Below are 22139 nucleotides of genomic sequence, written 5' to 3' on the forward strand. Positions count from 1 at the left end.
CGAAAAATCAGATTGCTTCACGCAGGTGATAGGATTTCGGCCGGGTCAGATTGTCGTAGCCGATGGCCGAGAGTGCGGCGCCCTTGCCGGTGTCCTTGACGCCGGTCCAGACCAGCGCGGGATCGAGATAGTCGCAGCGGTTCATGAACACCGTGCCGGTTTCGACGCGGTCGCCGATGGCCACCGCGCGATCGGTATCGCGGGTCCAGATCGAGGCGGTCAGCCCATAGGGGCTGTCGTTCATCAGCGCGATCGCCTCCTCGTCGTTGCGCACCTTCATGATGCCGACGATCGGCCCGAAACTTTCCTCGCGCATGACGCTCATCTGGTGGTCGACCTCGGTCAGCACCTCCGGCGCCAGATAGGGCGAGCCCTCTCTGTCGTTCTCGACCTTCATGTTGATATGCGCCTTGGCGCCCTTGCGCAGCGCCTCGGCCTTCTGCTCACGGATGAGGTCGGCAAAGCGTGCCTGCGCCATCGGTCCCATGGTCGTGGCCTGCTCCAGCGGATTGCCGACGACATAGTTCTTGGTCTCGGCGATGAAACCCTCGACGAACTCGTCATAGACCTTCTCATGCACATAGACGCGCTCGATGCCGCAGCAGCACTGGCCGGAGTTGAAGAAGGCACCGTCGACCAGATTGGCGACCGCATGATCCATCTTGGCGTCGGGCAGCACATAGGCCGGATCCTTGCCGCCGAGCTCCAGCCCGAGCGTCATGAAGGTGCCGGCAGCGGCCTTCTCGATGGCGCGGCCGCCGCCGACCGAGCCGGTGAAATTGACATGGTCGATCTTGCCGGAACCGAGCAGCTTTTCGGTCTGGCCGTGGTTCATCACGAGGTTCTGGAACAGGCCCTTGGGCAGGCCGGCCTTATCGAAAGCCAGTTGGAAACGCTCGCCCACCAGCAGCGTCTGCGCCGCGTGCTTGAGGATGACGGCGCTGCCCGCCATCAGTGCCGGCACGATGGTGTTGACGGCGGTGAGGTAGGGATAGTTCCACGGCGCGATCACCAGGACGACGCCAAGCGGCACCTTCTTCACATAGCGGCGGAAGCCGTCCTTGGGGTTGGAAGCCAGCACCGGCTTCAGCGCGGCTTCAGCGATCTCCACCATATAGTTGGTGCGTTCCTTGACGCCGCCGAACTCGCCGCCGTAGCGCACCGGCCGGCCCATCTGCCAGGCGATTTCGGGCACGATCTCGTCGGTCATCGCGACCAGCGCTTCCAGCATCGCCAGCATGTATTTGCCGCGCTCGACGACCGGCGTCTGCGCCCATTTCTCCTGCGCCGCCTTGGCGCGCTCGACCGCGGCGTTGATCGCCTGATCGGTCGCTACCGGCCGTTCGGCGTAGATCGAGCCATCGATGGGGGATTTGAGTTTCACGGTTTCCAATTAGGCGTCTCCATGCATCGAAAGGCAAAGCGTCAGCAGGCAAGGGCACGAACATGCCCCACCCTTGCATAATCCAGTATCGACTGATCGCGTGTCACGAGCGTCAAATCGAACGCCCGCGCGGTCGCAATCAATATCCGATCCGCGGGATCGCCGTGCAGCGATCCGGGCAGGAAAGACGATTCAATCAATAGTTCCGGCGAAAGAGCCTCGACCCGGATGCCAGGCGTGGCGATCACTTCCCCAAAAATGCTCGCCGGCGACTTTGCGGCCGCCAATCGGCCCTTGGCGCTCAGCAGTCCCAATTCCCAAGCCGAAATGGGGGAAACCCGGATTTTCTCGTCAGCAGCCCCTGCGGTATTGATGGCAGTCCTGGCTTCCGGCCTGATCGGTTCGTTCAGCGCAATCCATATGATCGCGCAAGTGTCGAGCAGCAGCCTGTGTGTCACGGCAGTGCGTCCGGCTCCAAAGCCGGCTTGGTGTAATCATACCCCTGGCGAATGGTAACCTTACCAGTCCATATGCCAAAGAGCGGATGATCAGCATCCCCTGGCCCATGCGAGAGCTTCCCTTCCTGGGGATGTTCGTAGCCTGCCTGCGTCGATTCCGCCATTCCCGGGCGGCCCTTGTCCGCGCTAGCCATATTCGGCTTTCGATAGCCCTCGGGCCATCCCTCCAGATTGAAGTCCACCCGTTCGTTCGCGAGATCGATACCAGACGCCCGGTAATTTGCGCGCAGCCAGGCGCGCGCCTGGCTGTGGCCGCTCGGGCTGTTCGCCCACCATTCCTCGCGCTGTCGCGCCGACGGCGGCAAGCGGCCACCTATTATTTGTTCGATCTCGTCGAAGCTCATCGACAAATGGCCTTGGCCCGAGAACAGCAGATGCTCGAACAGCGGATGATATTTGGTTCCTTCGGTCATCTCATGAATCTAGTTCGGTCCGCATTTCCGGTCAAGTTAGCCATAGTATATTACTATCTTTCTAGTATCTCTCGAACCCCCGGTGCAGTTCCCAATCCGTGATGCGGCGGTCGTATTCGAACTGCTCCCAGCGTGCAGTGTGCACATAGTGCTCGATCACATCGTCGCCGAAGGCCTGCTTCAGCATCTTCGACTTGGCCAGCGTCTCGGTGGCGTCGCGCAAAGTCTTTGGGATCTCGGGCAGGCGCGAAGCCTGGTAGGCGTCGCCGACAAACGGCTTCTGCAACTCCAGCTTCTCGTCGATGCCGGCAAGGCCGGACGCGATCAGCGCCGCGAAGGCGAGGTAGGGGTTGAGGTCGGCACCGCCGATGCGGCATTCCATGCGGATGCCCCTGGTGCCCTCGCCACAGAGCCGGAAGCCGGCGGTGCGGTTATCCTCGCTCCACATGATCTTGGTCGGCGCGAAAGTGCCGGCCTGGAAGCGCTTGTAAGAGTTGATGTAGGGCGCCAGGAACCAGGTGAATTCCTTGGCGTATTTGAGCTGGCCGGCCGCCCATTGCTGGCCGAGACCCGACAGCGTCCAGTCTGCCTTCTTGTCGAAGAAAAGCGGCGCCTTGCCGTCGGCGCTCCACAGCGAATTGTGGATGTGGCTGGAATTGCCGGCAAGCCCGTAATTGTACTTGGCCATGAAGGAGATGGCCTTGCCTTCGGAATCGGCGATCTCCTTGGCGCCGTTCTTCAGGATGACATGGCGGTCGGCCATGTCGAGCGCCTCGGCATAGCGCACATTGATTTCTTCCTGGCCGGGACCCCACTCGCCCTTGGAATTCTCGATCGGAATTCCGGCCGCTTCCATCTCGTTGCGAAGCCGGCGCATGACGCCTTCTTCCTTGCTGGTGATGCCGATCTGGTAGTCGCCGATATAGGGCGAAGCCGAGTCGAGACCCTGCCAGTGCTTCTTGCGCGCCGAATCGTAGGTTTCGCTGAACAGGTAGAATTCGAGCTCGGAAGCGAAATAGCCGATATAGCCGCGCTCCTGCAGGCGCTTGACCTGCTTCTTCAGGATGGCGCGCGGCGAGTGCGCGAGGTCGTCATGCGTGTGATGGTCGAGCACGTCGCAGATGACCAGCGCCGTCTTCTCCAGCCACGGAATGCGCCGCAGCGTCGACAGATCCGGCTTCATGACGAAGTCGCCATAGCCCTTCGACCAGCTCGCCGCCTTGTAGCCCGGCACCGGCTCCATATCGATGTCGCAGGCCAGCAGATAGTTGCAGCCATGCGTCTCGCCATGCGCGGAATCGACGAAATACTGGGCCAGAAAGCGTTTTCCCGAGAGCCGGCCCTGCATATCGACGATGCAGGCCAGCACCGTGTCGATCTCGCCATTGGAGACCGCTTTCTTCAACTGATCGAACGAGAAATTCCCGGCCATTTCTTAGCACCCTCAAGCTGAAACTGATTGTCCAACACTCCCCGGCCGGCTTGCGCCGGCCGGGGAGATCTTGCGTTGCGGTTAGTTCGCGGTCTGGCCGACGGCTTTTTCCGCGGCCGCGATCTCCGCCGCGCGACGAGCGATGTCGGCACCGATCGGCGGGCCCTTGAAGCGGCGCGATTCGATACCGAACCACAGAACCACGAGCAGAATGATCAACCCGATGGCATAGTTGATCAGGATGTCGAAGGGTGGCTGGATGCCGGCATACATCAGCACCAGAACACCCAGCACAGTGATGATGGCGAAAGGCTTTGACCAGACACCGAGGCGGAACGGACCGAACTCGGTCCAGCTCTTGCCTTCCGCAAGCAGGCCTGCCGCCACCGGCATGGCATAGGAGACGTAGAGGAAGAGAGCACAGCCTGCTGCAAGCGCCGCGAACGCCGGCGAATAGAGGGTAGCGGCGATCGATAGCACAACCCCGAGCCAAATGGCCGGGACAGGCGTGCGCCACGTCGGCGAAACCTGCTTCCACAGAGATGACCCCGGCAGACCGCCGTCACGTGAGAAGGCGAAGATCATGCGCGAGGTCGAAGTGAGTCCGGCCAGCGCGCACAGGTAATTCGACACCACAATGCTGATGCCGAGCAGGTCCTTCAGCCAGGTCGGCGCCGGCAGGTTGTTGAACAGGTTGAACCAGGCATTGCCGCCGTCCTTGGCGGTTGCCGCCAGATCGGGGCTCGCCAGCACGAACGACACCGCCATGACGAAGCCGAAAACGAGCGACCACAGCACTGCATGGATCATGCCTCTGGGCACGGCAACGCGGGCATTGTGCGTTTCCTCGGCGGTGTGCGCCGAGGCGTCAAAGCCCGTGATCGTATAAAGCGGATAGAGAAGGCCGATCAGGAACGCCACGAGCGCCGTGCGGGCCGTCGGAACATAGCCGCCACCGAGATCGCCGGTCGTGTTGACGAAGGTCGTCAGCCGCGAAAGATCGAAGCCATGCGCGCCCCAGATCAGGAAGGTCAGCGTCAGCACGACCGCGACAACGAGGATGAGATAACCGGAAAAGTCGGTCAACATTGTCGTCGTCTTGATGCCGAGATGATTGAACAGACCTTGGGTGATGGTGATGAGAACGACGGCCAGCGTCTGCTGCCAGAAGCCCCAGGTTGAGGTGTCCCAGCCGAAGATCGGTCCCGCGACGAGACCCTGAAAGAGCAGATAGACGCCGACATTCACCGACGCGACGACGAAGATCAGGCCGAGCAAATTGATCCAGGCCGTCGCCCAGCCCCAGCCGCGCCCGCCGAGAATCGAGGACCAGTGATAGAGGCCCCCGGCGGTAGGATAGGCCGAGCCGATCTGGCCAAGCGAAGCCGCGACCACAAGGGCGAAGACACCACCGATAACCCAGCCGATGGTTGCCTCGAAGCCGCTGCCGGTGCCCATGGCCAGCGGGAATGACGTGATGCCGCCGGCCAGAATGCAAATGATCGAAAAGGAAATGGCAAAGTTGGAGAAGCCGCTCATGCGGCGCGCCAATTCCTGGGCGTAGCCCATGCTGTGAAGGATTTTGACGTCCTCAGATTTGTCTGTGTGATCAGGTGCTGCCATTTGAAGTCCCCTTTTAATTTCTTAGCTGGCCGATTGTACTGATTTTCCCATTGCGCCTTGTCGGGAGCCCCTGGCCTCCTCGGGCTCCAGATTAGAAAAGATACCTGTGAGCAGATCCGCCCATTTCCGCTGCCCGGTCTCGCCGGAGATTTCGTCGTTGCGGATTTCGATCATCGCGCAGGCAAGGCCGCGAGAGCGCGCGTGCCGTTCCAGCGTGAAATAGACGCGGTCGGCCGGCGAATAGGGTTCGTTGATGCCGACCGTGACGCCGGCAAGCCGCTGCAGCGCCGCGATCAAGGGCGCCGCCAGGCGGCGATCGTCGTCATGGATGATGCCGATATGCCAGGGCCGGTTCTTGCCCTTGAAGAGCGGCGTGAAGGAGTGGACCGACACGAGCCACGTCTCCTGGCCACGCGCCAGACGCTGGTCGATGATCTGGGCGATCGTGTCGTGGAACGGGCGCCAGGCGAGAGCAATGCGCGCCTCTCTTTCGGCAGTCGAAAGATCCTGATTGGCAGGAACCACGATCTTTTCGCTCACACTGACTTCCAATATCAAGTCCGGCGCATCGAGCGGCCGATTGCAATCGATGACGAGGCGCGAAATCCGCGTCTCGATCAAAGTGGCGTCAAGCGCCTCCGCCATACGGCTGGCGACGGGAAGCGCGCCGGGGTCCCAGGCGATATGGCGCGAAAGCGCCTCGGCCGGCAGGCCGAGCGTTCCGAATTCGGCGGGGAGGACATTGGAAGCGTGGTCGCAGGTGAAGACGAAGGGGCTGAATCCGCCGGGGTTGGTCACCCTCACGGTTTCAGACGGTGCAAGGCTAGCGGGCCGAGCTTTCTCCATATCGTCCCCTGCGGAACGCTGTATCTTATGTTACGTATTTTGTCTCATTGCGTCCCTGTGAATGATTTCATACAGTTTAGCAGGCTTTGTCAAACGCGAATTCGGGAAAACGGCGGCGGCGGGTCAACGCGTGGGGGAAAACCATGATTTCCAGCATTGCCGAACTGATCTCTGACCGCATCGCCACGATGCCGGCCGGCGAGCGCCGCGCCGCCCAGACGCTGATTGCCAACTACCCTTTGACCGGGCTGAAGACCGTCGCCGAATTCTCCACCGCTGCGGGCGTGTCCTCGCCGACGATCCTGCGTTTCGTCGCCAGGCTCGGCTTCCAGAACTATCCCGAATTCCAGTCGGCGCTGCAGGATGAGCTGGCGGCGCAATTGCAGTCGCCCGCTTCGCGCACGCTCAATCCGAGTTCGACCGGCGGCGCCGTCTCGCCGATGCTGGAGGCGACGCTCGACAATATGCGCGAGACGTTCCGGCACCTCACCGACAAGCAGCTCGCCGACATAGCCGCACGGCTTGCCGAGCGGCGCGGCAAGACCTTCCTGATCGGCGGCCGCTTCACCGATCCTCTGGCGCGCTATATGGCCGCCCACCTCGCCATCATCCAGCCGGATGTCTATCACCTCGCTGGCCAGGAGAGCATCTGGCGCGACCGCCTGATCGACATGGGCAAGCGCGACGTTCTGGTGATCTTCGACATCCGCCGCTACCAGGAAAGTCTCTTCCGCTTTGCCGAGAAGGCTCATCATCGCGGCGTCCAGATCATTCTCTTCACCGACCAGTGGCTTTCGCCGATCGCCCGCTTGGCCCGCCATGTGATCGCCGGACGCACCGCCGTGCCCTCGGCCTGGGATTCGTCAGCCGCTCTCTTCGTCGTCGCCGAAACGCTGATCGGTGCCGTCACGCGGCAATTGGAAGCCGCCGGCGCCAAGCGCATCCGCGACCTGGAGAGCTTGCGCTAGAGCAATTCCAGGAAAAGTGCGTGGCGGTTTTCCGTCCGGAATTGCGCAGCAACAAAACGTAGAGCGGTTGGGCGATTCTGTGAAACGCTGAACCGCCCTAGCGGGTTCGGCTTCCGCGAAAATTCGGTAAAGATCGAGATCGAGGGGTTGGCCATGAGGAAGCGCGTCTGAAGCGCGAGCTCGAGGAAGCCGCCTACGTCAGACTATGATAGCCGGTTTCGGAAGACCATGGTTGGATCAGGTCCTCACGTCGATCCTGCCGAGTAGGCTATTTGAATAGCCGGCCCTCGATCGACCAGCGTGCCGCCAGGAAGTTCAGCACGGCCGCCACCGCGACGCCGATGATCTTGGCCGGCCACACGCCGACGGCCCCTGCCAGGACGGCGATCGAAAGACTGGAAACGCCAAGCGAAATCAGCGCTCCCAGCGAGACGAAGCGCAGGAAGGATTGGTGCAGCCGGATGCCCGGGTCCCGCTCGAACGACCAGAACCGGTTCGCCACGAAGGAGAAGAGGACCGCAACGAACCAGGCGCCGACATTGGCGGCCAAAGCCGGAGCCGCGAGCTTGAGCAGCAGGAAAAATGCGGTGAGGTCGATGCCGGTGTTGACCAGCCCGACCAACACGAAGCGGACGATCTTGTTGCCGGTCGAACGCTGCGGCTGGCCGGCATTTCTCATGCGCCTGCGTCCATGACGCGGACTCCGGCCCGGTCGAGGCTGGCGCTGAAATCCTCCGAGGAGAGAACCGCAAATTCGACCTCACGCACGCCCTGCATCGGGTCGCGCGCGCGCAACGTCTCATCGACATGGCCCGGATGGCACATGAACACCCCTTGTTCGGGCAAGGTCTCGATCGCGGCGCGCAGCGTTGAAGCGAATTTCGCCGGCTGCCGCCAGTCATAGATGCCGCAGAGCGGTGTCATCACGCTAAAGCCGGCCCGCTGCATCGATCTGTTGAAGCCCGCCGCCAGCGTGGCGATCGCCGCAATCTTGGCCGCCGCGTCCAGGCCGGAAAGCCCCGGCGCACCCCGGAGCGCAGGTTTATGAGCGGCCGCCGCAAAACGCGCGAGCAACCAATTTCGCACCACGGGAAGAAAATGCACATGCTGGTGCCCGTCGATATAATCGGGCGGGCCGGCCAGCGCTTCGGTGAAGCGCTCGTACTGGGTGTCGAGCTCGGCATGGACGTCCCGCTCGTCGATACGCCCGCGCCGCACCGGCAGCGCAAGGGAAGCGAGTCTTGGCAACTTGCCATCCGGCGCCAGGCTGGATGAACCGGTCGCAGCGATCTGATCCGTGAGGGTCAGATGCAAGCCGACGGCCGCCCTTTTGCGAAGCGGCCTTATGCACGCCGCCGCCTCTTGCCATTCGGGAAAGCCGGTCATGCAGCCGGTTCCGGTCAGGCGGCCGCGCTCGATCAGGTCGAGAATCGCGCCCGATACGCCCGGCGCCAGCCCGTAGTCGTCGGCGATCAGGCGGATCGACCGGATCATTTGCCGGGAGCGACCTGCTCGGCGACATTGCCGTGGAGGACATCGCGCACGATGTAGACGGGCCGATCCTTGCTTTCGCTGAGCGTGACCCAGACATATTCGCCGATCAGGCCGAGCAGCGCCAGGTTGAGGCCGCCAAGCAACACGACGGCGACCATGATGCTGGGATAGCCGGGCACGGCGACGCCGTAGAACAGCACCTCGAAGAGCACCTTCGCGCCATAGGCGAGACCGGCAAACGCCGCCAGCAATCCGACAAGGCTGATGACGCGCAGCGGAATCACCGAAAACGAGGTGAACCCTTCCAGGGAGAACGCGATCAGGTTGAACCTGCTCCATTTCGACGTGCCGCTGGCGCGGTTTTCCGGCGAATAGAGCACTGCCTTCTGGCGGAAGCCGGCCCAGGCGAACAGGCCCTTGTTGAAACGACGCTTGTCGCGCACGCTGGTCAAGGCACGCGCCACCGCGCCGCGCATGACGCGGAAGTCTCCGGCATTCTCGGGAATATCGAAGCGCTGGCTGCTGTTGATCAGCTTGTAGAAGAGCCGCGCCAGCTGGCTGCGCCGCCAGCTCCCCTCGCGCCGATCGTTCTGCGCGTAGACGACATCGATCTGCGGATTCTCGACCAGTTCGCCGATCATCTTCAGGCTGATATCCATGGAATGCTGGAGGTCGGAGTCCATGATCAGGACCATGTCGCCCCGGGAATGGTCCAGGCCGGCGAGCACCGCCGCTTCCTTGCCGAAATTGCGGCTGAGCCGCACGATCTCCCAGGAACCCGACAATGTCGCCGCGAATGTCTCGGCGCTGCCGTCGCGGCTGCCGTCGTCGACGAGTATCTTGCGGACCGTCATGCCGAAGCGCTCCGCCACGGCCGCCTCGAGCTTGTCGAGCAACCCGACGAAGGCAACAGCGGATTCGGCCTCGTTGAAGAACGGCGCGATGATGTCGAGCATTTCAGCCATGTGCGACGGACCCGGCGGCCGGCATCTTCTCGCTGCCGCGCGTCAAGAACCAACCGATGAGAACGCAAGCGATTATACTGATGCTGATTGGCCGGAACCACGGGTGGAAGAGATCGTGCAGCCGGCCATCGATACTGGTCAGACCGGTAGCGAAAAGAAGCGCCGCCAGCAACCAGCGCATGGTGCCGGCCCGCTTCTCCTGCCACAGCAGGGCGATGGAGAGGCCGGCTGGCACCGCCACCATGGCATAGGTGTTCTGCTCGACCCGCGGATTGAAGACGCACATGTAGAATGCCGCAACCAGGAAGATGGCGAGCCCGCTGACGTTCGGGTCCAGCCTGCGGTCGAACTGGAGCACCACCCACAGCGTAAGCAAGCCCGCGACGAAGCGCACGATCGTCGCGTCAAACTCCGGAAGCGTCATCCCAAGCCTTGTGAAAGGCGCAGTGAAGTCGGCCGGGACGAAGGGGCCGGTTGGGTCGACCGCCATCGAAGTCAGCATCCGGAAGAAATCGTGGTACTGGGCGTTGACATAGCCCGTGGACGCAAAGCCATAGGGGATGGCGAGCACGACAAGGACCGCCAGCGCCAGCACCGGTATCAACCTGGGACGCAGCGCCCCCGCCAGGAGCAGCATGATGATCGCCGTGGGCTTGGCAATGATCGCAAGCGAGGCCCAGAAGAAGCTTTCGGCCCGGCGCCCCTCGAGTGCCGACAGCGTGAGAAACCAGCACGCTCCGGTGAGCAGGATCGTCGCCTGGCCGTTGCGAAGCGCCGCCAGCGAAACCGGCAAGGCAAGGAAGAGACCGAAGGACAGCAGCCATGTCTGCTCCTGGCCGCCGACCTTGCGCGCCTGACGCATCGCGGCAAAGGTAAGCACCCCGAAGCCCAGCGCGTGCCATAAAAAATTGCCCATATACGGCCCGAGCTTCAGCAGGGGAACGTAGAGGACGGCGAAGGCGGGAGCGTATAGATATCCCATGGCGACTTCGACTTGATACAGCGGTTGGCTGCTCAGAAAAGCTTCACTGCCATGTCTATAGATATGGACCACCGAACGCGTATTGGGCGACCATAGCACAAGGCCGAGCACAACAAGAAACGACCCAACCCACAGCCAAAACCCCAAACGGTCGAAAACCGGCTTGGAAATCGTCATCGAATGCCCCACGCAATGCTCCAAGCGGGATCAGTTGAGCACCGTCCCGGCATTTTGATGGCGGCCGGCATACCATGGCGAAAACAGCGCGGCATAGCGGCCGCAAGCCCGTCGCCTGCCGACATCATGGCCTTATGAACACCTTTCCGTTGGGTTTGGCCAGTTCAGCCGGCAGTCGCGCCATCGCCTCGTCCAGCGGCACGACCGCGGTGACGTCGGTCGACCAGCGTCCGTCGGAAAAGCGCTTCTGCGCTTCCAGCACCGCCGGGCCCAGCCTGTCGCGGAACTGGCGCATCCATTCGGCCAGCCAGAAACCTTCGACGCGCTTGTGCTGGAAGATCAGTTGGCCGGGCTCGCGGATCACCGTCGGCTCGGCGTCGAGCCGGCCATAGACGATCCAGCGAGCGCGCTTCGGCATGGCATTGAAGATGGTCGAAGCCAGCGGGCCGGTGACCGCGTCGAGGAAGATGCGCGGCTGCTCGGCCTTCATTGCTTCGCGCAGTGCCACCTCGAAATCCGCCGCCTTCTCGTTGAGCACATGGGCGGCGCCGAGATCCTTCAGCAGCGGGATCTGCTCATCGCGGCGCACGGTGACGATCGGCCTGAAGCCCTCCTCCTTAGCCAGCCCGATGATCAGCTTGCAGAGCTGGCTGGCGCCCGCGGTCATGACGAAGGCTTTTTCGCCCTCCTGCTTGACGATGTCGAACATGGCCAAAGCGGTCAGCGGATTGACGATCATCGCGGCGGCATCCTCGTCGCGTACGGTGTCGATGAGCGGTATGCAGGACGCGGCGTCGGCAACCGCATAATCGGCCCATGCCCCCCAGTTCGACACGCCGGTGGCAAAGGCGACGCGTTTTCCAGCAAGGCTCCTGGCATAGGCGTCGTCGCCGGTGGCGACGACGACGCCGACGCCTTCGAAACCTGCCGGGCGGCCCTTTACCCGCGGCTGGCCGTACTGGCCCTTGATGAAGGCAATGTCGGACGGATTGATCGAGGCGAGGCCGACCTTGATCAGCGCCTGCGACGGACCGGGCGCCGGCACCGCGATGCTGCCGGGTTGGAGATAGGGTTCCATCGCCTCCAGCGCGGCCGCTGAAGGTGTCCTCGTATAGCCGTCGCCGACAAGCAGCAGACCCTGCATTTGCGATGGAAGCGTCATGGCTGTCAGACCTTTTCCTGCGTGTATTTCTTCAGTTCCGTGCGCGCCACCTGGCGCCGGTGCACGGCGTCCGGCCCGTCGGCCAGCCGCAGCGTCCTCAAATGCGTCCAGGAGCGGGCGAGCGGCGTGTCCTGGCTGATGCCTTGCGCGCCGAACATCTGCACCGCCTCGTCCGTGACCTTCAGTGCGACGCGCGGTGCCACCACCTTGATCTGGCTGATCCAGGGCGCGGCGGCGCGCGCATCGCCCTGGTCGATCATCCAGGCCGCCTTCAGGCAGAGCAGCCTCGCCATCTCGATCTCCATTCGGCATTCGGCGATGATGTCGAAATTGGCGCCAAGCTTTGCCAGCGGCTGGCCGAAGGCCTCGCGCCGCACCGAGCGCTGGCACAGCATCTCAAGCGCCATCTCGGCCTGGCCGATGGCGCGCATGCAGTGATGGATGCGGCCGGGCCCAAGTCGCCCCTGCGCGATCTCGAACCCCCTGCCCTCGCCGAGGATCAGGTTCGCCGCCGGTACCCGTACATTGTCGAATCTGAGATGCATATGGCCGTGTGGGGCGTCGTCGTCGCCATAGACCTGCATTGGCCGCAACCTGGTGATGCCCTTGCTGTTGGAGGGCACCAGGATCATCGAATGCCGGCGATGCTGCGGCTCCTTGTCCGATCCGGTCCTGACCATGACGATATAGATGGCGCAGCGCGGATCGCCGGCGCCCGAGGCCCACCATTTTTCGCCGTTCAGCACATAATCGCCGCCCTGCCGCTCGCAGCGCATCGAAATATTCGTCGCATCCGAGGAGGCGACGTCCGGCTCGGTCATCAGATAGGCGGAGCGTATCCGGCCCTCGAGCAGCGGCTCCAGCCAGTCCCGCTTGTGCGCGTCCGATCCGTAGCGCTCCAGCACCTCCATGTTGCCGGTGTCGGGCGCCGAGCAGTTGAAGGTCTCGGCGCCGAGATGCGCCTTGCCCATCTCCTCCGCCAGATAGGCGTATTCGACGGTGGAAAGGCCGTAGCCACGCTTGGAATCGGTCAGCCAGAAGTTCCACAGCCCGCGCTCCCGCGCCGTCTTCTTCAATCCTTCCAGGATCTCCGCCTGCCTGGCCGTATAGGCCCAGCGGTCGCCATTCTTGCCGATTTCGGCGAGAAACGCCTCGCCGAGCGGCGCGATCTCGTCGCGCACCATCGCCGCCACCCGCTGATGGATTGGCTTCAGCCGCTCGGTCATGCCGAGATTCATATCCGCCATCGCTTCCAGCCTTTCCGAAGATAAATCTTTACCCGTGGCAAGGATGACCGTACTTCGGCTAGCCTTGTCAACGTGAGTCCTTGGGCGGGTCCCGGCCGGGCGGAATGCAGAGGAATGCGATGAGCTATCTGGACAAGCTGTTCTCGGTCACCGGCAAGACCGCGCTGGTGACGGGTGCGGCGACCGGTATCGGCCGCATGGTGGCGACCGGGCTGGTGCGTGCCGGCGCTCATGTGATGATCGCCTCGCGCAAGGGCGAGGATTGCGCAAAAGTCGCCAACGAATTGAACGCGCTCGGCGGCTCCGGCCATGCCGAGGGCTTTGCCGGCGACGTGTCCAGCGAAGCCGGCATCGCGGCACTTGTAGCCGAGGTCAAAGCGCGCACGGAGCGCCTGCACATCCTGATCAACAATGCCGGCATTTCCTGGGGCGCGCCGCTGCAGGAGTTCCCTTACCACGCCTGGGCCAAGGTATTCGGCGTCAACGTCACCGCCGTCTTCCACCTGACCAGGGAGCTCCTGCCGCTGCTCGACGCCGCCGCGGGAGACGACGATCCGGCCCGCGTGATCAATCTGGGCTCGGTGATGGGCACCCAGCCGCTGGCCGACGACGCCTATTCCTACGCTGCTTCCAAGGCGGCGGTGCATCATTTGACACGCACGCTGGCGATCGAGTTCGCCGCTCGCCGCATCACCGTCAACGCCTTTGCCCCGGGTCCTTTCCAGAGCCGGATGACGGCGTTTGCCACCGCCACCAAGGAGCAGGCGAAACATGTCGGTAACCATGTTCCGCTCGGCCGCATCGGCGTGGCGGATGACATTGCCGGCGCAACGCTTTATTTGTGCAGCCGCGCCGGCAGCTATGTCACCGGCGCCATCCTGCCGATCGACGGCGGCCAGTCGGTGCAGCATGGGATGACTTTGTTCAAGGAATAAGGCGCCCGATTCAAGGAATCGGGCGGGGTTCAAGGAATAGGGCGCCCGGTTCAAGGAATGCAATCCGGGCGGGGGTGCGGAGGACATCAGCGTGGAACCGATCAGTCTCGATACGCTTCTGGCAAGCGTCGGCAAGGAGGTCGGCGTCTCGCCCTGGCGAACGGTGACGCAGCGCATGATCGATCAGTTCGCCGATGCGACCGACGACCACCAGTTCATCCATTGCGATCCGCAGCGCGCCGAGCGCGAGACGCCGTTCGGCGGCACCATCGCGCACGGTTTCCTGTCGCTGTCGCTTTTGTCGGCGATGACCTTCGAGACCATGCCGCCGCTGGAAAACACCAAGATGGGTGTCAACCACGGCTTCGATACGCTGCGTTTCCTGGCGCCAGTGAAGACCGGCTCGCGCATCCGCACCCGTTTCGTGCTGGCGGACGTCAAGGTGAGGCCGTCCGGCTGGGTACAGACGGCGCATGACGTGACCATCGAGATCGAAGGATCGAAGAAGCCGGCGCTGACCGCGCGCTGGCTGACCCTGACGCTGATCGAGCGCCAGCCCGAGACCGCATGAGCGGCGACGCTAATGCCTTAGACAAGTCGTCGCTGGCGATCGACAAGTCGTCGCTCGCGATCGACCAAGCAGCGCTTGCGCCTTACCTCGAAGCGCATATCCCAGGCTTTGCTGGATTATCCTCGATCGAGAAGTTCAAGTCCGGACAATCCAATCCGACTTATCTGCTCACCGCCAAAAGCGGTCGCTATGTGCTGCGCGCCAAGCCCCCGGGGCAGCTGTTGAAATCCGCTCATCAGGTCGACCGCGAGTTCCGGGTGATGCAGGCGCTTGCCGGAACCGCTGTGCCGGTGCCGCGCATGTTCCATCTCTCCGGCGAGGAGTCCCCGGTCGGCCGCATGTTCTATGTCATGGAGTATCTCGACGGCCGCATCTTCTGGGATCCGTCCTTGCCGGATGCCTCGGGCAATGACGAGCGCGCCGCGATCTACGATGCCATGAATGCCACGCTTGCCGCCCTGCACGATGTCGATGTGCACGCAGTCGGCCTTGGCGATTTCGGCAAGCCCGGCAGCTATTTCGAGCGCCAGCTCGCCCGCTGGACCAGCCAGTACCGTGCTTCGGAAACCGAAACCATCGCCGACATGGATCGGCTGATTGCTTGGCTCGAAACGCATATGCCGGCCGATGACGGCCGCGTCTCCCTGGTTCATGGCGACTACCGGCTGGACAACATGATGTTCGCGTCGGACGCGCCGAAAGTCATCGCGGTGCTCGACTGGGAGTTGTCGACACTCGGCCACCCCTTCGCCGACCTCGCCTATCAATGCATGCAATGGCGTCTGCCGCATGCCTCAGGCTTTCGCGGCCTCGGCGGTGTCGATCGCGCTGCCGCCGGCCTGCCTTCCGAGCAGGCTTATGTCGCCGCTTACTGCCGCAGGCGCGGCATCGAGGCGATCGACAACTGGACCTTCTTTCTGGCCTTCGCCTTCTTCCGGCTGGCGGCAATCTGCCAGGGCGTCTATCGCCGCGCGCTGGACGGCAACGCCTCCAATCCGGAAAAGGCAAAGACCTACGGCCAAGCGGTACAACTGCTCGCCGCGCTCGCGGTGGAGCTGATCGACAAGAACAGCTGAAGACGGGAGATCTGAGCGATGGGCCGTTTCGATGGGATGACGGTGCTGATCACCGGTGCGACCGGCGGTCTCGGCAGCGGCGCGGCAAAGGCCTTCGCCGCCGAAGGCGCGCGGTTGGTGCTCTCCGATCTCGACGAGAATGCGCTGAGCGCTTTCGCCTCGACGCTTGACGCCGAGACGGCGGTGCTTGCCGGCAACATTGCCGAGGAGAAACTCTCCGAGGATCTGGTGCAGCTCGCCGCGGAAAAATTCGGCCGGCTCGACATCGCCGTCAACAATGCCGGCGTCGTGCACAGCTTCGTACGCCTGCCGCAGGTGACCTCGGAAGAGGCGCGCCGCGTGGTGGAGGTCGACCTGCTCGGCGTCTTCTATGCCATGAAGCACCAGATCCCGCGGATGGAACGGCAGTTCAGGGAAAGCGGCAAGGGCGGCGTCATCGTCAACATCGCCTCGGTCGCCGGCCTCTCGGGCGCACCGAAGCTTTCGGTCTATGCCGCCGCGAAGCACGGCGTCGTCGGGCTGACACGCTCGGCGGCCGTGGAATATGCCAGCAAAGGGATACGCATCAACGCTGTCTGCCCGGCGCATACACGCACGGCGATGGTCGACGGCTTCGTCCGTTTCACCGGCGCACCCGAAGCCGAAGCGCTTGCCGAGCTCACCCGCGGCGTGCCGATGAAGCGTGTCGGCGAGGTCGACGAGATCACGACCGGCGTCCTGTTCCTCGCCGATCCCGCCAATTCCTTCATGACCGGCCACACGCTGGCGCTCGACGGCGGCATCGGTGCCATTTGAGCAACTCAGGAAAAGAGCTGCGTTAAAACAGAGAGTTGGAGCGAACGTAGCGGAACCGGATCGCTCTCTTGCCCGTTTCCGTACAGCGTATATAATTTCGTCAGGCAACCAACGATAAAAGGCAGGCGGACATTGGCGCTGAGCGTTCAGAAACGCCGCGAAAAACAGAAGGCAGAGCTTCGCTCGGAACTGGTCGCCGCAGCTCACAAGCTGGTGCAGGAGGAGGGCTATGAGGGCCTGACCATCCGCAAGCTTGCCAAGCGCGTCGGCTATGCGCCGATGTCGGTTTATTCCTATTTCGCCGACAAGCAGGACATCCTGTTCGCACTTGCCGAGGACGCCTTCGAAACGCTGGCGCGGCGCATCGAGGAGCACCCCGCCGACGACCCGATCGAGGCGCTGCAGGCAGTGATGACCGAATACGCTGCTTTCGGCCTTGGCAATCCCAACGAATACCGCACCGTCTTCATGACCGAGAAGACCAAGCTGCCGGAGGGGCGAAGCTACGAGGACATGGAAGAGGGCAATCCGGCCATGAAAGTGCTGATCAAACGCGTCGAGGCCTGTGTTGACGCCGGCAAGCTCAAGGGCGACCCGCGCGCCATCGCCACTATGCTGTGGACGGTCGGCCACGGCACGATCTCGCTCTTGATCACTTTTCCCTTCTACCCGTTCGGCGACGCGCAGGCCTATGTGAAGCGCATGTGCGATTTCACGCTGGCGGGACTGTCGGTGCGCGACGTTCCTCCCCTCACCGAGACACCGATCGACTGCTGATCCCTTTCGCCGGCATTGTGTCGTCGGTCGCTTGATGTGCGCGGGCGAATTCCTACGTTCAAAAAAAGTTGTCGTACACGTACAAATTTGTTCTTGAATTTCGCCTCCATTAACCGTATCTGTACATTGCATCGTACATGTACGAACAAGATTGACAGGAGACGGAAATGAAGAAGACCATCCTTGCTCTCGCCACCGTGCTGGCTTTCTCGGGCGCTGCTTTTGCCGGTGCGAAGCAGCCGGTCAAGCATGCCCCGGCTGCCTGCACCCAGACCAATGTGGTTCTTGATTGCACCGCGACCGGCTCGGTCGAAAAGGCTGACACCGCAAAGGCCCAGACCAAGAGCCCACGGCTTGGCATCGACGTCAGCCCGTGGTTCGTGCCCGGCCTCTAAATTAAGTGCTATCGGCAACACCTCGAACGAAAAGGGCGGCACTTGGCCGCCCTTTTTTCTGCGGGCCATGAGCGATCCACCCAAGCCTATTTCTTACGCGACTTCATTCCCGGCACGGTTTTGGCCTTGCCGGGCTTTGCCGGTCCGCCGGAAATGGATGTTCCGGTGATCGACACCGGATCGCTGGCCGGGAATGTGTCCTCGAGACCCTCCTCGAGTTCTTCTTCCTCAACCTCGTGACGCCTTTCATGCTCCAGCGAGCGGACGGCGGGCGTCTTTTTGGGCGATTTCGGCGCGGTCTTGGATGGCATCGGCAATCTCCCTTGCTAAAGCAGCTCCGGGAAAGGTGCGGAGCGGTTTTCCGTCCGGAAATGCGTCACAACAAACGCTTGGAGCGGGTCAGCGTTCTGAGAAGCCGAACCGCTCCAGCCGCGGAAACGGCGCGGACCGGCGATAATTCCTTCGAACCGACCGCTACAAAGCTCAGTTCGCCGCGTCGCTCGCCGCTTCCGATAGCAGAGTAAAGACATAGTCCGAGAAGGAACGCCAGCACTCCACCCGGAAGCAATCCGCGGCTGTGCGCAACAGCACGATCTCGGATTTGCCCAGAATGGTGCGCGAGGCCGCTCCGACCGGAAATGCGTCGAGCGACAGGTCCTGCGGACAGCCGGCATTGACCGTCACGGCTGCTGCTGGCCCGGTGACCGAGATGGCGACATTGCGGTGCGAGATGCCGACTGCCGAATGCAGCACTGTCACCTTGGCGCAGTCGGCGAGCGGATCTTTACCCGCCTCGTCGATGATCATCCATTCGTCCGGTCCGAGCCACAGCGCCGTGCGCCCGTCCTTCGTGGCCGAGGTCTTCGGCTTGGCCGGCAGCGTTACGCCTAGCGCCTTGGAAAGCGCTGCGAGCGAAGCCTGCGGCGCGCGCAGCGAAACGCGCTCGGCCGGAGGCAGCATCTCGACTTTCACACCTGGCGCCGACAGCGTGCGGCCAGCCAGTGCGGGACGCCGCTCGACGGAAGCGGAGGCGACGGCGGCTTTTGTCTTGGCGGCGGCCTTAGCCATTGAGGCGCTCTCCCTTCTCGTCGACGAACACCATGCCGGTGACCTCCACCTCGATCGTGCCGTTCGGCATCGGCACATAGAGCGTCTGGCCCATGCGGTCGCGGCCGCCGGCGACAAGCGCCAGCGCGATCGAGCGGCCGCAATTCTCCGACCAATAGCTGGAGGTGACGTGACCGATCATCTTCATCGGGATCGCCTGCTTCGGATCGTCGACGATCTGCGCGCCCTCTTCCAGCACCACCTTCGGATCCTTGGTCTTCAAGCCCACGAGCTGCTTGCGGCCCTTGGCCACAAGGTCTGGCCGGGTCAGGCCACGGATGCCGACAAAGTCGGTCTTCTTCTTGCCGACCGCCCAGTCGAGCCCGGCATCGTTCGGCGTCACCGTGCCGTCGGTGTCCTGGCCGACGATGATGTAGCCCTTCTCGGCGCGCAGCACGTGCATCGACTCGGTGCCGTAGGCGGTCGCGCCATGCTTCTGGCCTTCGGCCCACAGCGCTTCCCAGACAGCCTCGCCATAGTCGGCCGGCACATTGACCTCGAAGCCACGCTCACCGGTGAAGGACATGCGGAACAGCCTTGTCGGCACGCCGCAGATCTTGCCTTCGCGCACCGACATATGCGGCATCCCCTCATCCGACATGTCGATGCCTTCGACCAGCGGCGCGATGATCTCGCGCGACTTCGGTCCCTGGACGGCGATGACCGCCCACTGCTCGGTGATCGAAGTCAGCCAGACATTGAGATGCGGGAATTCGGTCTGGAGGTAATCCTCCATGTGGTTCATGACGCGCGGCGCGCCGCCGGTCGTCGTCGTCACATGGAAGCGATCGGGCGCCAGTCTGCCAACGACGCCGTCGTCATAGATGAAGCCATCCTCGCGCAGCATGATGCCATAGCGGCAGCGGCCGGTTTCCAGCTTCTCCCATGGATTGGTGTAGAGCAATTCCATGAACTTCGCCGCGTCCGGCCCGACCACCTCGATCTTGCCGAGCGTCGAGGCGTCGAACAGGCCGCCCACTTTTCGCACCGTCACGCATTCGCGGTCGACGGCGGCATGCATGTCCTCGCCGGCCTTGGGGAAATACCAGGCGCGCTTCCAGTGGCCGACATCCTCGAACACAGCACCTTGCGAAGCCGCCCAGCCATGTGTTGCCGTGCGCCGGGTCGGATCGAACAGGGCGCCGCGCGCATGCCCGACGATCGAGCCGAAGGTCACCGGCGTATAGGGCGCGCGGAAGGTGGTGAGGCCGACCTGCGGGATCGGCTTGCCGAGCGTCTCGGCGGCGATCGCCAGGCCGTGCATGTTCGAGGTCTTGCCCTGGTCGGTCGCCATGCCGTTGGTGGTGAAGCGCTTGACATGCTCGATCGAGTGCATGCCTTCATGCACCGCCTGGCGGATGTCCTTGGCGGTGACGTCGTTCTGGAAATCGACGAAAGCCTTGACCCTTGTGTCCGGCCCGGCGCCGGGCGCCGCGCCCAGCATGCCGCGCGACCAGCCTTCGCCGGCATCGACCTTCGGCTTCGCGCCCTTGCCCGTCTTGACACTGGAATCCTTGCCGCCGGCCTCCTGCGCCGCCTTGGCGCCGGCCGCATAAGCCTCTTCGACCGAAGCGGCCAGTCCGTCTGTGCCGTTGCAGGCCCCGACCGAGACGCAGTCCTGCGCATAGGTCCCCGGCACAAAGCGCTTGGTCTCGTCGTTGAAGGCGACCTTGCCGCGCGACTGCGAGAACAGATGCACCGACGGCGTCCAGCCGGCCGACATCAGGATGGCGTCAACCGGGATGGTCCGTTCGCCGCCGCCATTCTTTGGCTGCACGGTCATCGAGGACACGCGCAGCTTGCCGCCGGCGCTGACCACCGCGCGGCCGAAATTGATCTCGATGCCGAGGCCCCTCGCCTCGTCGATCACCGGTCCCGACGGGTTGTCGCGCAGGTCGACGATGGCCGCGATGTTGACGCCGGCCTTCTTGAGGTCGATCGCGGCGGCATAGGCGGAATCGTTGGCCGTGTAGACGCCGACATTCCTGCCGACCGCCACGCCATAGTGGTTGAGATAGGTACGCGCCGCCGAAGCCAGCATCACGCCGGGACGGTCGTTGTTGGCGAACACCATGTGCCGTTCGATGGCGCCGGTCGCGATGACGACGCGATTGGCGCGGATCTGCCACAGGCGTTCGCGCGCCAATTCGCGGCCCGGGCTCTTGAGATGGTCGCTGACCCGCTCGACCAGGCCGACGAAATTCTGCGCGTAATAGCCAAAGGCGGTCGTGCGCGAGAGTACGCGCACATTGTCCATCGCCTTCAGCCTGGCGATCGCCGCCTGCGCCCAGGCATAGCCGGTCTCGCCGTCGATCCTGGCGCCGCTTTCGAAGCGCAGGCTGCCGCCGAATTCGGCCTGCTCGTCGGCGAGGATCACCCGCGCGCCCGTTTCGGCTGCGGCAAGTGCGGCCGCGATGCCGGCAGCGCCGCCGCCCAGCACCAGCACCTCGCAATGGGCGTAGCGCGCGGCATAGTGATCCGGATCCGGCCTGTCGGGAGAAACGCCAAGACCGGCCGCTGCGCGGATCTTCGGCTCGTAAAGGTTCTTCCAGGCTGACTTCGGCCACATGAAGGTCTTGTAGTAGAAGCCGGCCGAGAACAGCGGCGAGGCGATGTCGTTGACCGCGCCGACGTCGAAGGCGAGCGACGGCCAGCGGTTCTGCGAATTGGCGGTCAGCCCGTCATAAAGCTCCTGGACCGTGGCCCGCACATTGGGCGTCTTGCGCGCATCGTCGCGCACGACCTGCACCAGCGCGTTAGGCTCCTCCGCGCCGGCCGACAGGAAGCCGCGCGGGCGGTGATATTTGAACGAGCGGCCGACCAGATGCACGCCGTTGGCGAGCAGCGCCGAGGCGAGCGTATCGCCTTCGATGCCGGTATAGGACTTGTCGTCGAAGCTGAAGGAGGCTGTCTTCGCCTGGCTGAGGCGACCGGCGCCGGAAATGCGGAACGCGGCGTTCATTTCGAGGCTCCAGGCAACTTCGCGGGCTTCGGCTCGCCGGCCTTGTAGGTCATGACGAACTTGTCGGTGACGGTGTCGCGAACCGCGTTGAAGAAGCGCGCGCAGCCATGGATATGCCGCCAGCGCTCATAGATGACGCCCTTCGGGTTCGCGCGGATGAAGAAGAATTTCTCGAAATCGTCGTCGCTCTCGCCGGCCATGTTGGCCGAGCGCGCGATATGCGCCTCGCCGGCATTGCGGAACTCGAGTTCCGGGCGCTCTTCCTCGCAATAGGGGCAGCGGATGAGAAGCATCTGGGTGATCCTAAAAC

The 22139-nt window shown here is 63.3% G+C and carries 23 protein-coding genes; 7 read left to right on the top strand and 16 right to left on the bottom strand.

All coding sequences use genetic code 11. The features are described from left to right. Positions 1 to 7: 7 nt before the first annotated feature. From ACWGS9_RS11030 to ACWGS9_RS11055, 6 genes are all read right to left on the bottom strand, one after another. Complete coding sequence (locus ACWGS9_RS11030; RefSeq protein ID WP_454505274.1) at positions 8 to 1393, bottom strand: aldehyde dehydrogenase family protein; 1386 nt, start codon at positions 1391 to 1393, stop codon at positions 8 to 10. Positions 1394 to 1425: 32 nt separating this feature from the next. Beyond that, a complete protein-coding gene (locus ACWGS9_RS11035) occupies positions 1426 to 1842 on the bottom strand; it encodes a type II toxin-antitoxin system VapC family toxin (RefSeq protein WP_095817064.1) in 417 nt (138 codons plus the stop codon). After that, complete coding sequence (locus ACWGS9_RS11040; RefSeq protein WP_454505275.1) at positions 1839 to 2315, bottom strand: DUF7662 domain-containing protein; 477 nt, start codon at positions 2313 to 2315, stop codon at positions 1839 to 1841. The genes ACWGS9_RS11035 and ACWGS9_RS11040 overlap by 4 nt, the downstream gene beginning before the upstream one ends. A 61-nt stretch (positions 2316 to 2376) precedes the next feature. Next, positions 2377 to 3747 carry a glutamine synthetase family protein gene (locus ACWGS9_RS11045; protein WP_454505276.1) on the bottom strand — a complete coding sequence of 457 codons (1371 nt, stop codon included), beginning with the start codon at positions 3745 to 3747 and terminating at the stop codon, positions 2377 to 2379. An 81-nt stretch (positions 3748 to 3828) separates the two neighbouring features. Beyond that, positions 3829 to 5370, bottom strand: coding sequence for an amino acid permease (locus ACWGS9_RS11050; RefSeq protein ID WP_454505277.1), 1542 nt, complete (start codon positions 5368 to 5370; stop codon positions 3829 to 3831). Between the two features lie 21 nt (positions 5371 to 5391). Next, a complete protein-coding gene (locus ACWGS9_RS11055; protein ID WP_454505278.1) occupies positions 5392 to 6216 on the bottom strand; it encodes an N-formylglutamate amidohydrolase in 825 nt (274 codons plus the stop codon). A 143-nt stretch (positions 6217 to 6359) separates the two neighbouring features. On the opposite strand from ACWGS9_RS11055, the gene ACWGS9_RS11060 reads away from it, so the two are divergent. After that, entirely contained in the window at positions 6360 to 7184 is an 825-nt protein-coding gene (locus ACWGS9_RS11060) for a MurR/RpiR family transcriptional regulator (protein ID WP_454505279.1), read from the top strand. 268 nt (positions 7185 to 7452) lie between these two features. On the opposite strand, the gene ACWGS9_RS11065 is transcribed toward ACWGS9_RS11060, so the two are convergent. The 6 genes from ACWGS9_RS11065 to ACWGS9_RS11090 all read right to left on the bottom strand — a co-directional run bounded on the left by ACWGS9_RS11065 (position 7453) and on the right by ACWGS9_RS11090 (position 13211). Next, the gene (locus ACWGS9_RS11065) at positions 7453 to 7863 is read right to left on the bottom strand and encodes a GtrA family protein (protein ID WP_454505280.1); all 411 of its coding nucleotides are present in this window, start codon (positions 7861 to 7863) and stop codon (positions 7453 to 7455) included. After that, a complete protein-coding gene (locus ACWGS9_RS11070; protein WP_454505281.1) occupies positions 7860 to 8678 on the bottom strand; it encodes a ChbG/HpnK family deacetylase in 819 nt (272 codons plus the stop codon). Before ACWGS9_RS11070 ends, ACWGS9_RS11065 begins: the two co-directional genes overlap by 4 nt. After that, on the bottom strand, positions 8675 to 9643 hold the full coding sequence (locus tag ACWGS9_RS11075; protein ID WP_454505282.1) for a glycosyltransferase family 2 protein: 969 nt from the start codon (positions 9641 to 9643) through the stop codon (positions 8675 to 8677). The genes ACWGS9_RS11070 and ACWGS9_RS11075 overlap by 4 nt, the downstream gene beginning before the upstream one ends. Further along, positions 9636 to 10625 carry a glycosyltransferase 87 family protein gene (locus ACWGS9_RS11080; protein ID WP_454505283.1) on the bottom strand — a complete coding sequence of 330 codons (990 nt, stop codon included), beginning with the start codon at positions 10623 to 10625 and terminating at the stop codon, positions 9636 to 9638. Before ACWGS9_RS11080 ends, ACWGS9_RS11075 begins: the two co-directional genes overlap by 8 nt. A gap of 301 nt (positions 10626 to 10926) precedes the next feature. Continuing rightward, positions 10927 to 11964: a zinc-binding dehydrogenase gene (locus tag ACWGS9_RS11085; protein WP_454505284.1), complete on the bottom strand. Its 1038-nt coding sequence runs from the start codon at positions 11962 to 11964 to the stop codon at positions 10927 to 10929. 5 nt (positions 11965 to 11969) lie between these two features. Next, positions 11970 to 13211, bottom strand: coding sequence for an acyl-CoA dehydrogenase family protein (locus ACWGS9_RS11090; RefSeq protein ID WP_454505285.1), 1242 nt, complete (start codon positions 13209 to 13211; stop codon positions 11970 to 11972). A 119-nt stretch (positions 13212 to 13330) separates the two neighbouring features. Between ACWGS9_RS11090 and ACWGS9_RS11095 the strand changes: the two genes are divergently transcribed. From ACWGS9_RS11095 to ACWGS9_RS11120, 6 genes are all read left to right on the top strand, one after another. Then, the gene (locus tag ACWGS9_RS11095) at positions 13331 to 14146 is read left to right on the top strand and encodes an SDR family oxidoreductase (protein ID WP_454505286.1); all 816 of its coding nucleotides are present in this window, start codon (positions 13331 to 13333) and stop codon (positions 14144 to 14146) included. 85 nt (positions 14147 to 14231) lie between these two features. After that, positions 14232 to 14717: a MaoC family dehydratase gene (locus ACWGS9_RS11100; RefSeq protein ID WP_454505392.1), complete on the top strand. Its 486-nt coding sequence runs from the start codon at positions 14232 to 14234 to the stop codon at positions 14715 to 14717. Continuing rightward, positions 14714 to 15793 carry a phosphotransferase family protein gene (locus ACWGS9_RS11105; RefSeq protein ID WP_454505287.1) on the top strand — a complete coding sequence of 360 codons (1080 nt, stop codon included), beginning with the start codon at positions 14714 to 14716 and terminating at the stop codon, positions 15791 to 15793. Before ACWGS9_RS11100 ends, ACWGS9_RS11105 begins: the two co-directional genes overlap by 4 nt. Positions 15794 to 15811: 18 nt before the next feature. Continuing rightward, a complete protein-coding gene (locus ACWGS9_RS11110) occupies positions 15812 to 16588 on the top strand; it encodes an SDR family NAD(P)-dependent oxidoreductase (protein WP_454505288.1) in 777 nt (258 codons plus the stop codon). A 132-nt stretch (positions 16589 to 16720) separates the two neighbouring features. After that, the gene (locus tag ACWGS9_RS11115; protein ID WP_454505289.1) at positions 16721 to 17365 is read left to right on the top strand and encodes a TetR/AcrR family transcriptional regulator; all 645 of its coding nucleotides are present in this window, start codon (positions 16721 to 16723) and stop codon (positions 17363 to 17365) included. 167 nt (positions 17366 to 17532) lie between these two features. Next, positions 17533 to 17760: a DUF680 domain-containing protein gene (locus tag ACWGS9_RS11120; protein WP_454505290.1), complete on the top strand. Its 228-nt coding sequence runs from the start codon at positions 17533 to 17535 to the stop codon at positions 17758 to 17760. A gap of 86 nt (positions 17761 to 17846) precedes the next feature. Here ACWGS9_RS11120 and ACWGS9_RS11125 read toward each other — a convergent pair whose 3' ends face one another. The 4 genes from ACWGS9_RS11125 to ACWGS9_RS11140 all read right to left on the bottom strand — a co-directional run bounded on the left by ACWGS9_RS11125 (position 17847) and on the right by ACWGS9_RS11140 (position 22122). Beyond that, positions 17847 to 18071 carry a hypothetical protein gene (locus ACWGS9_RS11125; protein WP_320214740.1) on the bottom strand — a complete coding sequence of 75 codons (225 nt, stop codon included), beginning with the start codon at positions 18069 to 18071 and terminating at the stop codon, positions 17847 to 17849. A gap of 172 nt (positions 18072 to 18243) precedes the next feature. Next, entirely contained in the window at positions 18244 to 18828 is a 585-nt protein-coding gene (locus tag ACWGS9_RS11130; RefSeq protein ID WP_454505291.1) for a sarcosine oxidase subunit gamma, read from the bottom strand. Next, the gene (locus ACWGS9_RS11135; RefSeq protein WP_454505292.1) at positions 18821 to 21829 is read right to left on the bottom strand and encodes a sarcosine oxidase subunit alpha; all 3009 of its coding nucleotides are present in this window, start codon (positions 21827 to 21829) and stop codon (positions 18821 to 18823) included. Before ACWGS9_RS11135 ends, ACWGS9_RS11130 begins: the two co-directional genes overlap by 8 nt. Next, positions 21826 to 22122, bottom strand: a complete 297-nt coding sequence (locus tag ACWGS9_RS11140) for a sarcosine oxidase subunit delta (RefSeq protein ID WP_320214743.1) — start codon at positions 22120 to 22122, stop codon at positions 21826 to 21828. Before ACWGS9_RS11140 ends, ACWGS9_RS11135 begins: the two co-directional genes overlap by 4 nt. Positions 22123 to 22139: the final 17 nt, after the last annotated feature.

Source organism: Mesorhizobium sp. Arg314 (genome assembly GCF_053714275.1).

Excerpts from the sequence above, each read along its gene's own strand:
- ACWGS9_RS11070 (WP_454505281.1), bottom strand. The coding sequence starts at position 8,678 with ATGATCCGGTCGATCCGCCTGATCGCCGACGACTACGGGCTGGCGCCG.
- ACWGS9_RS11085 (WP_454505284.1), bottom strand. The coding sequence starts at position 11,964 with ATGACGCTTCCATCGCAAATGCAGGGTCTGCTGCTTGTCGGCGACGGC.
- ACWGS9_RS11045 (WP_454505276.1), bottom strand. The coding sequence starts at position 3,747 with ATGGCCGGGAATTTCTCGTTCGATCAGTTGAAGAAAGCGGTCTCCAAT.
- ACWGS9_RS11095 (WP_454505286.1), top strand. The coding sequence starts at position 13,331 with ATGAGCTATCTGGACAAGCTGTTCTCGGTCACCGGCAAGACCGCGCTG.
- ACWGS9_RS11110 (WP_454505288.1), top strand. The coding sequence starts at position 15,812 with ATGGGCCGTTTCGATGGGATGACGGTGCTGATCACCGGTGCGACCGGC.
- ACWGS9_RS11080 (WP_454505283.1), bottom strand. The coding sequence starts at position 10,625 with ATGGGATATCTATACGCTCCCGCCTTCGCCGTCCTCTACGTTCCCCTG.
- ACWGS9_RS11090 (WP_454505285.1), bottom strand. The coding sequence starts at position 13,211 with ATGGCGGATATGAATCTCGGCATGACCGAGCGGCTGAAGCCAATCCAT.
- ACWGS9_RS11075 (WP_454505282.1), bottom strand. The coding sequence starts at position 9,643 with ATGGCTGAAATGCTCGACATCATCGCGCCGTTCTTCAACGAGGCCGAA.
- ACWGS9_RS11040 (WP_454505275.1), bottom strand. The coding sequence starts at position 2,315 with ATGACCGAAGGAACCAAATATCATCCGCTGTTCGAGCATCTGCTGTTC.
- ACWGS9_RS11050 (WP_454505277.1), bottom strand. The coding sequence starts at position 5,370 with ATGGCAGCACCTGATCACACAGACAAATCTGAGGACGTCAAAATCCTT.
- ACWGS9_RS11125 (WP_320214740.1), bottom strand. The coding sequence starts at position 18,071 with ATGCCATCCAAGACCGCGCCGAAATCGCCCAAAAAGACGCCCGCCGTC.
- ACWGS9_RS11060 (WP_454505279.1), top strand. The coding sequence starts at position 6,360 with ATGATTTCCAGCATTGCCGAACTGATCTCTGACCGCATCGCCACGATG.
- ACWGS9_RS11140 (WP_320214743.1), bottom strand. The coding sequence starts at position 22,122 with ATGCTTCTCATCCGCTGCCCCTATTGCGAGGAAGAGCGCCCGGAACTC.
- ACWGS9_RS11135 (WP_454505292.1), bottom strand. The coding sequence starts at position 21,829 with ATGAACGCCGCGTTCCGCATTTCCGGCGCCGGTCGCCTCAGCCAGGCG.
- ACWGS9_RS11105 (WP_454505287.1), top strand. The coding sequence starts at position 14,714 with ATGAGCGGCGACGCTAATGCCTTAGACAAGTCGTCGCTGGCGATCGAC.
- ACWGS9_RS11065 (WP_454505280.1), bottom strand. The coding sequence starts at position 7,863 with ATGAGAAATGCCGGCCAGCCGCAGCGTTCGACCGGCAACAAGATCGTC.
- ACWGS9_RS11130 (WP_454505291.1), bottom strand. The coding sequence starts at position 18,828 with ATGGCTAAGGCCGCCGCCAAGACAAAAGCCGCCGTCGCCTCCGCTTCC.
- ACWGS9_RS11055 (WP_454505278.1), bottom strand. The coding sequence starts at position 6,216 with ATGGAGAAAGCTCGGCCCGCTAGCCTTGCACCGTCTGAAACCGTGAGG.
- ACWGS9_RS11120 (WP_454505290.1), top strand. The coding sequence starts at position 17,533 with ATGAAGAAGACCATCCTTGCTCTCGCCACCGTGCTGGCTTTCTCGGGC.